This is a genomic window from Deltaproteobacteria bacterium (genome assembly GCA_003696105.1).
Taxonomy (GTDB): Bacteria; Myxococcota_A; Polyangia; order Haliangiales; family J016; genus J016.
Genome location: RFGE01000195.1, coordinates 18,060 through 30,998, shown reverse-complemented (window position 1 = coordinate 30,998; position 12,939 = coordinate 18,060). Strand labels below are relative to the sequence as shown.

Genomic DNA, 12,939 nt, shown 5'->3' with positions numbered 1-12,939 from the left:
CTGGCGCCGCGCCCGCGCCCGCCGAACCCGCGCCCGCCGCTGGCGCCGCCGCGCCCGCGCCCGCCGCCGCCGCGCCGGAGATGCCCCCCTACCTCGCGTCGCAGACCGGCACGCGCATGGCGCGTCCGGTCGAGCCGTGGGCGGCGCATCTGCGCCGCGCGCTCGCACTGGGGGCTGGCGCCAGCGTCGTGTCGCTCGCGGCACCGGTCGCGGTCCCCGCCGGTGGTGCGGCGCAGTTCGTGTGGTCGGCCTTCGGTTCGGCCTCCGCGGACGTGCGGCTGCGCGCCCTCGCCATCGCGCTCACGGCGGTCGCATGTGGGGTTGCCGCCGCCGTGCGCGGCTTGTCCACGGTGGCTCGCGCCGTCGTAGCCGCCGTCGTCGGCATCGCATCGCTCGCGGCGTGGACCGTGTCCCTCGGACCGGGCGCGCTGCCCGGGGATGCGTCACACCTGTTGATCGCCGGACTGGCGGTGCTCGCCTCCGGGTGCCTGATTCGCTCCCAATACCCGGCGGCGCTCGCCGGGCGTCTCGTCGCCACGGCCGGCGCCGCCATCGTGTTGGCGGCGTACGTGATGCCGGGCGACGGTACCTCCTCGATCGCGGTCGCCTGGAACCTCCTCGGCGGCTCGCACTGGGGCGCCCGGTTTGCCGCCGTCTATCTGCTGTTGGGCGCGGCGCTCGCGCTGTGGGCGCTCGCGGCGTGGGCGCCGCCGTCGACCTCGGCGGGCGCCGGCGGCGCCGCCCTTGCGGCGATCCTCTACCTGTCGATCGGCATGTGGGCCGTCGCCGTCCGCAGCGCGCTCGTCCACGACGCGGCAGGCGTCCTGCGCGTACCCGGCCAGTGGTTCCACGCGCCCGCGCTGATGGCCTCGTGGCTCGCACTCACCGGCTACGGCGTCGCCTCGCTCGTCGGCAAACGCCTCGAACACACCTGAAACGGGAAGTCGACATCGGCGCCTCGGTTCTCGGCCGGCCCATCGGCGCCGTGCACTACGCGGCCGCGGCCGGTTGCGGTCACAAACGCCCGGTGGTGTTGTTCGGCGCGATCCACGGCGACGAGCCGCTCGGCGTTCACTGTTTGCTCGAGTTGGCGCGCGAACTCGACGCCGAGCCGCCCGGCCGCGACACGTGGATCGTTCCGATCCTCAACCCAGATGGTCTGGCGGCGGGCACGAAGAACAACGCCAACGACGTCGACCTGAACCGAAACTTCGCCGCGGCCGATTGGTGCGCCGACCACCGGCCGGGCTACTTCCCGGGTGCCCACCCGGAGTCCGAGCCCGAGACGCGCGCTCTCGTGGACCTGATCGATCGCATCGGCGCGACGCGATTCGTCGCGCTGCACTCGCCGCTGCACGTAATCAACTACGACGGCAGCGGCCGCGCGCTCGCCGAGCTGATGGCCGGCCGGACCGGCTATCCGGTCGTCGGCGACATCGGTTACCCGACGCCCGGCTCGTTCGGCTCCAAGTACGGGCGGGATCGCGGGCTCGAGGTCGTCACGCTGGAGATCCCGTTCATGGACGGCCCCGAGGCGTGGCGTATCCACCGCGCCGGTCTGCGGCTGGCCGTGGACCTACCCGCCTGACGGCGCGGGCGCGGGGGTGCGGCCGCAGGTGGGGTCAAGCCGCCCCGCGGGTGGCCGATACCCCGGGTATGATGGACGCGAACCGCGCGTGCCCGAGCTGTCGCGAAGCCAACCGGCCGCACCGGCGGTACTGCCGCGCGTGCGGCGCAGCGCTCGGCGTGCCCTGCGGGCGCTGCGGGGGCGACAACGACGCCGGCGATCGGTTTTGCGGCCAGTGTGGCGGTGCGCTCGACGCCGCGGCGCGGTCGGCCACCGCACGTGAGCCCGCGGCGTCAAGCGCGTCCCGGACCTCGGCCGGCGCCGGCGAACGAGATCGCTCGCCGGTCGCACCTCGCGCGGTCGCGCCCGCGGACGCGCGCGCGTCGGCGAGCGGCCGTCCGGCCGCGCCCGGACAGCGGGCATCGACGGCGGCCCGGTCCGGAACCCCGGCATCGACGGCGGCCGCGCCCGGACAGCGGGCATCGACGGCGGCCCGGTCCGGAACCCCAGCATCGACGGCGGCCCGGATCGGCGGGTCGGCTCGCGTGACGGCCCCGCCCGCCGCGGCCGGCGGCGCCGTTCGCGTCGACGGCGCGCCGGTCGACGCCGGCTGGGAGCGCTCCGCGGCCATCGCCGCACCGAGGGGCGCGTCCACCCCGTCGCCGCGGCGCGTCGGCCCGATCCCCGCGGCCCCGCGCCGCCGGCCCGCGCCGCCGCCGCCGCCCGGCGCGAAACCGGCCGGCGACGACGACTTCGCCGCGAGGCTGGTGGAGCTCAACCGCGCCGCGCTGGCGGCGACGGCATCGGCGGATGCGGCGGCGGCAGCCGCGAGCGCCGGCGGCGCCGACGATGAACTCGGCCAGGACGACATCGACGCCATGTTCGGCGGCTAACCGACGTGGAGATGCCATGATCGTCGCGCAGCGAGTCGGCAACGCGCTGGTCCAGGAGGGGCGCCTCACGACGGCGCGGCTGCGCGCGCTGCTGTCGCAGCCGCCAGACGATACGTCGCGGCCCGCGTGGCAACTGGTCCAGGCGCAGGTGATCGACGAAACCGAGTGGGCCGAGCGCATCGCCGCGCACTTCGGCATGGCCAGCGCGCGCCTCGCGGACTTCCAGATCGAGCGCGACCTGATCGCGAAGGTCCCGGAGGAGTTCGCCAAGCGCTTCCAGCTGTTGCCGCTGTGCAACGCCGGCGGTGAGGTGTACGTCGCGACCGCCAACCCGACCGCGATCGAGGCATTCGACCACGTGGCGTCGCTGGTCGGCGCGCCGGTCCAACCCGTCGTCGTGCCGCCGTCGGATCTCGAGCAGGGATTCCGCCAGTTCTACGCCGACGAAGACGTCTCGGACCTGGAGACGATGTCCGTCGAGGATCTGTCGCTGAGCGCCGCCGAGGTCGCGCGGCTGCGCGAGGATGGCGAGTCCGACCAGGTCGTCAAGGTCGTCGACCGTCTGCTCGCGCGCGCGCTCGCGCTCGGCGCGTCGGACATCCACATCGAGCCCGGACCCGAGTCGCTCGGCGTGCGGTTTCGCGTCGACGGGCTGCTCCGCGAGGGGCCCACGTTCCCCAAGGCGTTCGGTCCGCCGGTGGCGTCGCGCATCAAGGTGCTCGCGCAGCTCGACATCGCGGAGCGGTACGTGCCACAGGACGGGCGCGTGCGTATGCGCAAAGACGGCCAAGAGGTCGACCTGCGCATTTCGGTGGTCCCGGTGGCGCACGGCGAGAAGGTTGTCATCCGCATGCTCGGCCAGTCCAACGTGCAGCGGTCGCTTGCCGATCTGGGCTTCGGCGGCGCCGTGCTCGACCGGCTCCGCGCACAGATTCGCAAGCCGCACGGCATGGTGCTCGTCACCGGCCCGACCGGATCGGGCAAGAGCACGACCCTGTACGCGTCGCTGTTCGAGCGGATGGATCCCACCATCAACATCGTCACCATCGAAGATCCGATCGAGTATCAGATCCGCGGGCTCAACCAGATCGCGGTCAACCCCAAGCGCGGCGTCACGTTCGCCCTCGCGCTGCGCGCGATCTTGCGCCAGGACCCGGACGTCATTCTCGTCGGCGAAATCCGCGATCGCGAGACCGGCGTGATCGCGACCGAGGCCGCGATGACCGGACACCTACTGCTGTCGACGCTGCACACGAACGACGCGCCGTCGGCGATCCAGCGCATGATCGAACTCGGGATTCCGCGCTACACGATTGCGCCGACCGTCAACGCGATCTTGGCGCAGCGCCTGATTCGCAAAGTGTGCCCGGTATGCAGCGAAGTGTACTCGCCGTCGGCCGACGAGGTCGCGTCGGTATTGCCCGGAGCCGCGTTGCCGGGCGTCAGGTGGCGCCGCGCTCGCGGCTGCGCCGACTGTGACTTTACCGGCTACAAAGGCCGCCTGCTGGTCTACGAGCTGATGGAGGTCACCGATCGGATGCGACAGATGATCGCAGACGGCGCGACGACCGCCGAGCTGGCCGCCGCGGCGCGCGAAAACGGCATGGAAGACATGGTTCGGCGAGGGATCGAGCTGCTGTTCGAAGGCAAGACGACCGTCGCCGAGATCCACCGCGTGCTCATGCAGGCAGGTGCACCATGACCGCGCGCGTCGTCGTCGTCGAGCAATCGGCTGCGATCGCCCGGTCGATCGCCGAGGTGCTGACCGACTGCGGCTTGCTCGTGTGCGCGATCGCGCACGACGGGCTCAGCGGACTCGACGCGATCAAGCAGCACGCGCCCGACGTGGTGACGTTCGACTTGTTGCTTCCGCGGCTCGGCGGATTGCCCCTCGTCGATGCCGCGCGGCGCGCCGGATCGTCTGCGCGCTACGTAGCGATCACCGCGGTGAGTTCGCGCGAGCGCGTCGCGGCCGCGCGCGACGCCGGGGTGTCGTACTACATCCTCAAACCGATCGACTGGGACAAGCTCCGCACGGTGGCCGCCGCGCTGGTGCCGGCAGAGGTGATCCATGCAAGTCATACCGGCTAGCGACACCGAATTTACGCTCAGTGAGCTCGAGACGGCGGTCGCCGAGTTGGACCAACTCGAGACGCTGCCGTCCGTCGCCGAGCGCGTCCTGTCGATTACGGCCGATCCCGACTGCGATCTCGCCGACGTGGTCGATGCGATCGCACCGGACCCGGGCCTCACGGCTCGGCTCATGAAGGTCGCCAACAGCGCGTACTTTCCGCGGCCGGTGGACAACCTCCGCGGGGCGATCGTGCGACTCGGGCTTCGCGACGTGCGTGCGCTCACGGTGACGGCCGCCCTGGTCGGCGGTCCGACGTCGCCGTTCATCCACGCGCTGTGGGATCGGTCGTTGCGATGTGCCGCGCTGGCCGCGTCGCTCGCGCGAGCCGGGCGCATCGCCGTGCGCGAACCATTCTTGTGCGGCTTGCTGCACGACTTCGGGTCGCTCGTCCTCGCGCGGCTGCGCGCGGACGCATACACCGATGTGGTCGGCGAGCCCGACTCCGACGAGCAGGTGGAGCGGGAGCGCGCGGCGTTCGGGTACGACCACTGCGACGTCGGCGCACTGGTGGCAGCGAAATGGAACCTGCCGCCGGACCTGCCCTACGTGATGCAGTTTCATCACGCGCCAGCCGACATCGACGCGCTCGAGCTGCCGTCGCCGATCGTCGACGCGGTGCGCCTCGTCGCACTCGCCCGATCGATCGGGCGAGCCGACTTCGACTTCGGGGCGGCCGATCGCGATCTCGCCGACGGCTTCGGGTTGGACGCCGAGGCGCTCGCCGGCGCGACCGAAGCGGCGTGGGACGTCTACGCGGCGTACACGCGCGAACTGCTGGGAGACACCGCGAGCGCGCGGCCGAAGCCGCGCTGACAGCGCCGTCGCACGTGCGACCGTGGCCCACGGCGAAAGGGCGGTCGCCTATGCGCGTCTGGGCTTGTCGGCCGTGACGCCGGCGCGGATCATCACGCGCCGGAAGTTGGAGCGATCCATCCCCGCGCGGCGGGCCGCTTCGGCAATGTTCCCGTCGACCTGGTCCAGCAGGCGCGTGACGTACGCGCGCTCGAACCGTTCCTGCACCAGCCGCCGAGCCTCGGCGAACGGCATGCCGTCGGTCCACGCCAGGTCGTCGACGACCGGCTGCGGCTCGGGCACGACGACCGCGCGCAGCCGGCCGGAGCTGGCGCCGACGACGCGCGAGGGCAGGTGCTCGGGGCGGATCTCGTCACCGGGCACGAGCGCGAGCAGTCGCTGGACGACGTTTTCGAGTTCGCGCACATTGCCGGGCCAGTCGTAGGAGCACAACGCCTCGATCGCCGCGGGCGAAAACGTCGGCGGCGAGTGGCCCGATCGGTCGGCGTGCTTGGCGACGAAGTGCGCGACGAGCAGCGGCACGTCGTCGAGCCGGTCGCGCAGCGGCGGCAGGTCGATGTGGACGACGTTGAGCCGATAGTACAGGTCCTGGCGAAATCGTCCGTCGGAAACCGCGCGTTCGAGGTCCACGTGGGTTGCGGCGATCACGCGCACGTCCACCGGACGCGGTGCGCCGCCGCCGACCCGGACGACCTCGCGCTCCTGCAGCACGCGCAGCAGGCGAAGCTGCACCGCGGGTGGGATGTCGCCGATCTCGTCGAGAAACAGCGTGCCGCCGTTGGCGCGCTCGAATGCGCCTTCGCGCGCGCCGACGGCACCGGTGAACGCGCCGCGCTCGTGGCCGAACAGCTCGCTGTCGACGAGCGCCTCCGGTAGCGCGGCGCAGTTGAGCGCCACGAACGGCCCCGACGCACGGGCGCTGCGTTCGTGGATCGCGCGAGCGACGAGTTCCTTGCCGGTGCCGCTTTCGCCGCGGACGAGCACGCCAAAGTCCGACTCGGCCACCTTGGTGACCGCGTCGAACACGCGACGCATCGCGGCGCTCTGGCCGATCATGTGCTCGAAGCCGTAGACGCGTTCGAGGCTGCGTTCGAGCTGTGCGGCGCGGCGCTGGAGCAGCCGCTGCCGTGCGGCTTGCGCCAGTGTGTGCGCGATGCTGTCGACGTCGTCGGTCGACTTGGTGAGGTAACCGAAGGCACCGGCGTGCAGCGCTTGCACGGCGGTCTTGGCGCGCTCGTCGCCGGTGAGCATGACCACGGGGAGGTCGGGTGCGATCCGCTTGGCGCGGCGGAGCACGTCGATGCCGCTTACGTCCGGCAACACGACATCGAACAGCGCCGCATCGTAGCTGTCGGGCTGCGACGCCAGCGCGTCGAGCGCGCGCGCGGCGTCGGTGTACGGCTCGGTGTCGAAGCCCCGCGGTCGCAGCGCGCGCTGCAGCGACAGGACCGTCTCGCGCTGGTCGTCCAACGCCAAGATGCGATAACGTTCCTGTGTCGGCGCGGTCATCGACTCGCCCGCTCCCCGTCGACCATCGTGGCAAACGATGTGGGGCGTCCGCAACCCGACGCTCGATCGGACCGGCGCACGCCGAGCGAAACCGGCGGCCGGCGCTCTACGCGATCCGGGCGGCGCGCAGGGCGCGCGCCGCTCGCTTGTCGCGGTACATCGTCGCGTCGGCCGCCCGGTACAGATCGTCGGCGTCGATCTCGCCGTCTGGAGTCCACGCGATCCCGATCGACAGCCGGATGGGGGCGCCGCCGACGCGGACCTCGGCGGCGGCAAACCGCACGCGGTCGGCGGCGAGCTGCGCGCCGCGCTCGTCCTGCTCGGGCAACACCACGAGGAACTCGTCCCCGCCGATGCGGCCGACCACGTCGGTCGCGCGCAAGGTCATGCGCAGGCGTCGCGCGACCTGGCGAAGCACCTCGTCGCCGGCCAAGTGCCCGTGTGTGTCGTTGATGTCCTTGAAGTCGTTGATGTCGATGACCAAAATGGCCAGACTGCGGCGATTGCGGCGGGCCCGGCGCAGCTCGGTGTCGAGCGCGCGCTGGACCGCGCGGCGGTTCGCGACCCCCGTGAGCGCATCCACCAGGCTGTCGCGCTCGAGCCGCGCCAGCCGCGCCGCGTCGCGCGCCCGCACCCGCAGTCGCGCCGCCAGGTCGCCGGCCGCCACGGGTTTGAGCACGAAGTCGGCCGCGCCGCGCTCGAAGGCTTCGACGCGGAGCGCCTCGTCCGCATAGCCGGACATCAGCACGATGGGCACGTCGCACAGATCGTTGCCCGTGCGCGCGGCATCGAGCAGCAGCATGCCGTCCATGCCGGGCATCCGAACGTCCGCCAGGACCACGTCGGGTTTGCAGCGTTCGATCTCGCGCAACGCCGCGAGCCCGTCGGCGACGGCCACGACCGCAAAGCCGAGCGAGGTCAGCGTCGATGTGAGATAGGTGCGCACCTCGGGATCGTCGTCGACGACGAGGACGTGCGGCACCGTGATTTCCAGGCTACCCGACGTGTGGAGGACGCTCATGTCGCGCCATGACTGCAGCTTTCGTGCCCGCCGTAGACGGCCAGAATGTGGTGATCGCGCGCACCGCCGCGCGTCAAACTTGACAGCCCGCGCCACGCGCGGCGCGAAGGCGCGTTGGGCCCGTCAACGCTGACGACACCCGCGCGCCGTCCGGCCGGGTTCTCCGCGCGTTATCGCTGGTCCGAAAATCGCATTCGCAAGCGGGTGCCATGTCCACCGCCACGCGGAACCCGGCCGCCGACCTGCCGTACGGCCGCCAGACGATCGACGACGATGACGTCGCCGCGGTCGTCGCCGCGCTTCGGTCGGCGCGGCTCACCCAAGGCCCACAGGTGGACGCATTCGAACGCGAACTGGCGATGTACGTGGGCGCGCCGTACGTGAGCGCGTGCGCCAACGGCACCGCGGCGCTCCACCTGGCGTATGCGGCGCTCGGCCTGGGGCCGGGCGACGAGATCATCACCTCGCCGGTGACGTTCTCGGCGACGGCCAGCGCGGCGCACCAACTCGGCGCGACCGTCCGGTTTGCCGACGTCGATCCGACCACCGGCACGTTGCACCCGCCGTCGGTCGAGGCGCTCGTCACGCCGCGCACGCAGGGCGTCGTGGCGGTGCATCTGGGCGGCTTGCCGTGCGAACTGACCGCTTTGCGGCATCTGTGCGACCGCCACGGCCTGTGGCTCGTCGAGGACGCCGCCCACGCGCTCGGCGCGGTGTACCGCGGGGCACCGATCGGTTCGTGTCGCTACGCCGACGCGACGACCTTCAGCTTTCATCCGGTCAAGCACATCACGACCGGCGAAGGCGGCGCGGTGGCCGTGCGCGACGAGGCGCTCAAGCGCCGCATCGATCGACTGCGGCACCACGGCATCGCGCGCGAGCCGGACCAGTTCGTTCAGCCGAGCCCCGGTCCCTGGTATTACGAGGTGCAACAGCTCGGCTACAACTATCGGCTGCCGGACATCCTGTGCGCGCTCGGCCGCGCGCAGCTCGCCAAACAGCCGGCGTGGCTCGCGCGTCGGCGCGCGATCGCGGCGCGCTACCGCGAACGGTTGCACGGGATCGTGTCGCTGCAGCGCGAGCCGAGCTACGCCCAATCCGCCTACCACCTCATGATCGCCCTCGTTCCGTTCGAGCGGTACGGGTGCGATCGCGCGACGGTCATGCGCGCGCTCGCCGCCGCCGGGATCGGCACGCAGGTCCACTACATCCCGCTGTCGCACCACCCCTACTACCGCGCGCGATACGGCGACCTGCCGGATCCGCCCGGCGTCGCCGAGTACTACCGGCACGCGCTGAGTCTGCCGATGTTTCCCGCGATGACCGACGCCGACGTCGACCGGGTCGCGGACGCGGTCATCGCCGCGCTGGCGCCCGCCGCCCGGCGCGCCGCAGGAGGTACTCCATGATGTCGATTCTCGATGGACGGTCTGTTCTCGTCACCGGCGGCACCGGCTCGTTCGGGCGCGCGTTCACCGAACGGGCGCTGAGCGACAGCCGCCTGCGCCGCCTGATCGTGTTCAGTCGAGACGAGCAGAAGCACTATCGAATGGAACGGGCGCTGCGCGACAGTCGCCTGCGGTTCTTCGTCGGCGACATCCGCGACCGCGACCGCCTGCGCACCGCATTTCGCGGCGTCGACATCGTCGTGCACGCGGCCGCGATGAAGCACGTGCCGATCTGCGAGTACAACCCGATCGAGGCGGTGCGGACGAATATCGAGGGCGCTCGCAACATCGTCGAGGCCGCGCTCGAGGCGGGCGTCGGTAAGGTGATCGCGCTGAGCACCGACAAGGCGGTCGCGCCGGCGAACCTGTACGGCGCATCCAAGCTGTGCATGGAGAAGCTGCTGATCGCGGCCAACGCGTACGCGGGCGACCAGCCGACGCGGTTTTCGATCGTGCGCTATGGCAACGTCATGGGCAGCGCGGGCAGCGTGATTCCTCTGTTCGAGGAGCAGGCCCGCCGCGGCAAGCTCACCATCACCGACGAGCGAATGACGCGGTTCTGGATCGACATGGACGGCGCGATCGACCTCGTGCTGAAGGGACTGTCGCGGATGCGCGGCGGCGAGATCTTCATTCCGAAACTGCCGACGACCGACATCGTGACCCTCGCCGAGGCGATCGCGCCCGGCGTGCCGCGCGAGACCATCGGCATTCGGCCGGGCGAAAAGCTGCACGAGACGCTCGTGAGCGTCGAGGAGTCGCGGCGGGCGAACGATCTCGGCGACCTGATCGTCATCTACCCCGAGTTTGCGTTCCACGGCGATCCGCCGCGTCGCGAGGGCGTGCCGCTGCCGGAGGGCGTCGCGTACTCGAGTGACCGGCCCGAACTGCGGCTCACCCTCGACCAGACGCGCGCGCTGCTCGGCCGCGCGGTGAGGATTGCGGCGTGACCGGCGCGTTGCTGCTCCGCGCTGACGCATCGCCGGCGGTCGGCGCGGGCCACCTGGCGCGCGCGATCGCGTTGGCGGACGCGTGGCGGCGGCGCGGCGGCACCGCTCACATCGCCGTCGGCCCGGACGCGGGCGCCGTGACGGCGCTCGCGGAGGCACGCGGGATTCCGGTCGTCGCGATCGACGCGGCGGTCGGATCGGCGGACGACGCCGCGGCGACGGCGGCGCGGGCCATGGCGCTTCGCGCCGGCGCGTGCGTGATCGACGGCTACCGGTTCGACGCCGACTACTGCGACGCGATCCGGCGCGCCGGGCTCGGGGTCGCGGTGATCGACGACTTCGGACGAGGCGACCGCCCGGCCGACGTGACCATCGATCCCAATTACGGCGCAACGGGCGCCGATCTCGCCGGCCCGCGCTACGCGCTGCTGCGCGGCGAGTTTTTCGCGCACGTGGGCGGGCCTCGGCGGGCGCGCGGCCGGCGCGGTCGGCGGCGGCCGCTGCGCGTGCTGATCGCGTTCGGCGGCTCGGATCCGACGCGGTCGGCGGCGCGCGTGCTTCGGCTGTTGCCGCCCGCACCGGCGGTGATCGCCACGGTCCTGGTCGGGCCCGGCTACGCCGACGACGGCGAGCTGGACGCCGCCGCCGCGTGCGCGACGGCGAGCGGACACGTGGTCGAGCTGGCGCGCGCGCCGCGCGACGTCGCGTGGTTGATGGCGACGGCCGACGCGGCGATCTGCGCGGCCGGCACCGTGCTGTGGGAGCTCGCGTACTTCGGCGTGCCGACCGCCGCGTTCGTGATCGCCGGCAACCAGCACGAGGTCGCCGCCGCGCTCGCGCGCGACCGGTACGTGCTCGGCGGGACGTGGTTGCTCGACGCGCCCGCCGGCGACGTCGCCGCCGCGATCGCGGCGCTCACGGGCAACGCGGCCGTCCGCCGGCGGTTGGCGCGCCGGTTCAGCGAGTTGGTCGACGGACGCGGCGCCGACCGCGTCGCCGATGCGCTGGCAAAGCTCGTCGCCGCGCGCACGGAGGCTGCCGCATGAGTTGCTACATCATCGCCGAGGCGGGATCGAACCACTGTGGCAATCGCGACGTCGCGCACCGCTTGGTCGACGTCGCCGCGGACGCGGGCGCCGACGCCGTCAAGTTTCAGCTGTTCAAGGCCGAGGAGCTGTATCCGCGCTCCGCCGGCGCGAGCGATTACCTCGGCGATCCGCGGTCGATCTACGACATCATCCGCGACCTCGAGATGCCCGCGTCGTGGCTCGAGCCGCTCGCCCGCCACTGCGCGGACCGCGGGATCGACTTCCTGGTGTCGGCGTTCGACGAACAATCGGTGGACGCCGTGGACCCGTTCGTCGCCTCGCACAAGATCGCCAGTTACGAGATGACGCACCACCCGCTCGTGCGCCACGTCGCGGCCAAGGGCAAGCGCGTGCTGCTGTCGACCGGGACGGCGTCGCTGGACGAGGTGGGCGCCGCCGTCGACGTCGTGCGTGGCGCCGGCAACGACGACCTCGTGCTGCTGCAGTGTACCGCGAGCTACCCGACGCCGCTGGACCAGGCCAACGTGCGCGCGGTGCGCACGCTCGCCGACGCGTTCGGCGTTCCGGCGGGGCTGTCGGACCACACGCGCGATCCGATCACCGCGCCGGCCGCCGCCGTGGCGCTGGGAGCTGTGGTCGTCGAGAAGCACGTGACGCTCGACAACAAACTGCCCGGACCGGACCACGCCTTCGCCGTCGAACCCGCGGAGCTGGCCGCGATGGTCCGCGCCATCCGGGCGACGGAGCGCGTGCTCGGCGACGGCCGCAAGGTGCCGCTTCCCGTCGAGCGCGAACTGCGGGCGTTCGCGCGGCGGACGATCATGACGCGGCGGCCCATTCGGGCCGGCGAGGTGCTCGACCGGTCGAACGTGGCCGTGCTGCGGTGCGGAAAGCGACAGCCCGGCCTTCCCCCGGCTGCGCTGCCGGCGATTCTCGGCCGGCGCGCCGCGCGCGATCTGCCGGCGGAAACGGGGCTCACCGATGCCGACATCGCAGACTGAACGACCCGCGCCCGGCGCCGTCCACCCGGCCGGCACCGCCGTCGTGCCCGCGAGCGGCGCCGCCGTCGCGCTGCGCGCCGCCACGCCCGCGGATTGCGAGTACGTGTGGCAAATCAACAACGCGCCCGACGTGCGCGCCGTGTCGGTTGACCCGCGGCCCATCCCGTTCGACGAGCACCGGCGATGGTTCACCCGCGCACTGAGCGATCCCTCGGCGTCGCTCGCGGTGATCTGTCGCGACGGCGAGCCGGCCGGCGTGGTCCCCGTACACCGCGCACGCGACGGCGCGGCGGTCGTGTCGATTGCGCTCGATCCGGCGCATCGCGGCGCCGGGATCGGCCGCGCCGCCGTCGCCGCCGCGTGCCGCGCGTACGCCCGGCGCCACCCGGGCGTGCCGATCGACGCCTGGATCCATCCCGACAACCGCGCGAGCGCCGGCTGTTTCCGCGCCGCCGGATTCAGCTGGCGCGCGTGCGCGCGGCGCGCCGGCCGGACGTGGCACGTCTATCGGTGGACGGAGCAGGCAGCCGCGCCGTGACCGCAATCGCTCGCCG

12 protein-coding genes are annotated in these 12,939 nt (G+C 72.4%); 10 read left to right on the top strand and 2 right to left on the bottom strand.

Annotation, left to right across the window (positions count from 1 at the left end):
• The first annotated feature begins 313 nt into the window (after positions 1-313).
• From D6689_12980 to D6689_12960, 5 genes are all read left to right on the top strand, one after another.
• Positions 314-1,588 carry a DUF2817 domain-containing protein gene (locus D6689_12980; GenBank protein RMH40750.1) on the top strand — a complete coding sequence of 425 codons (1,275 nt, stop codon included), beginning with the start codon at positions 314-316 and terminating at the stop codon, positions 1,586-1,588.
• Between the two features lie 68 nt (positions 1,589-1,656).
• A complete protein-coding gene (locus tag D6689_12975; GenBank protein ID RMH40748.1) occupies positions 1,657-2,460 on the top strand; it encodes a hypothetical protein in 804 nt (267 codons plus the stop codon).
• On the top strand, positions 2,378-4,162 hold the full coding sequence (locus D6689_12970; GenBank protein RMH40747.1) for a type II/IV secretion system protein: 1,785 nt from the start codon (positions 2,378-2,380) through the stop codon (positions 4,160-4,162). The genes D6689_12975 and D6689_12970 overlap by 83 nt, the downstream gene beginning before the upstream one ends.
• Positions 4,159-4,551, top strand: a complete 393-nt coding sequence (locus tag D6689_12965; protein RMH40746.1) for a response regulator — start codon at positions 4,159-4,161, stop codon at positions 4,549-4,551. Before D6689_12970 ends, D6689_12965 begins: the two co-directional genes overlap by 4 nt.
• Positions 4,532-5,407, top strand: a complete 876-nt coding sequence (locus tag D6689_12960) for an HDOD domain-containing protein (GenBank protein ID RMH40745.1) — start codon at positions 4,532-4,534, stop codon at positions 5,405-5,407. The genes D6689_12965 and D6689_12960 overlap by 20 nt, the downstream gene beginning before the upstream one ends.
• Before the next feature lie 48 nt (positions 5,408-5,455).
• On the opposite strand, the gene D6689_12955 is transcribed toward D6689_12960, so the two are convergent.
• Positions 5,456-6,916, bottom strand: coding sequence for a sigma-54-dependent Fis family transcriptional regulator (locus tag D6689_12955; GenBank protein RMH40744.1), 1,461 nt, complete (start codon positions 6,914-6,916; stop codon positions 5,456-5,458).
• Positions 6,917-7,022: 106 nt separating this feature from the next.
• Positions 7,023-7,937 carry a diguanylate cyclase gene (locus D6689_12950; protein RMH40743.1) on the bottom strand — a complete coding sequence of 305 codons (915 nt, stop codon included), beginning with the start codon at positions 7,935-7,937 and terminating at the stop codon, positions 7,023-7,025.
• Between the two features lie 209 nt (positions 7,938-8,146).
• Between D6689_12950 and pseC the strand changes: the two genes are divergently transcribed.
• Genes pseC through D6689_12925 form a run of 5 tightly spaced genes read left to right on the top strand, consistent with a single transcriptional unit; the run spans position 8,147 to position 12,923 of the window.
• Positions 8,147-9,346, top strand: coding sequence for a UDP-4-amino-4,6-dideoxy-N-acetyl-beta-L-altrosamine transaminase (gene pseC / locus D6689_12945; protein RMH40742.1), 1,200 nt, complete (start codon positions 8,147-8,149; stop codon positions 9,344-9,346).
• On the top strand, positions 9,346-10,335 hold the full coding sequence (gene pseB, locus D6689_12940) for a UDP-N-acetylglucosamine 4,6-dehydratase (inverting) (GenBank protein ID RMH40741.1): 990 nt from the start codon (positions 9,346-9,348) through the stop codon (positions 10,333-10,335). The genes pseC and pseB overlap by 1 nt, the downstream gene beginning before the upstream one ends.
• Positions 10,332-11,381 carry a hypothetical protein gene (locus D6689_12935; protein ID RMH40740.1) on the top strand — a complete coding sequence of 350 codons (1,050 nt, stop codon included), beginning with the start codon at positions 10,332-10,334 and terminating at the stop codon, positions 11,379-11,381. Before pseB ends, D6689_12935 begins: the two co-directional genes overlap by 4 nt.
• A complete protein-coding gene (locus tag D6689_12930; GenBank protein RMH40739.1) occupies positions 11,378-12,385 on the top strand; it encodes a shikimate dehydrogenase in 1,008 nt (335 codons plus the stop codon). Before D6689_12935 ends, D6689_12930 begins: the two co-directional genes overlap by 4 nt.
• Complete coding sequence (locus D6689_12925) at positions 12,366-12,923, top strand: GNAT family N-acetyltransferase (GenBank protein ID RMH40738.1); 558 nt, start codon at positions 12,366-12,368, stop codon at positions 12,921-12,923. The genes D6689_12930 and D6689_12925 overlap by 20 nt, the downstream gene beginning before the upstream one ends.
• Positions 12,924-12,939 lie beyond the last annotated feature (16 nt).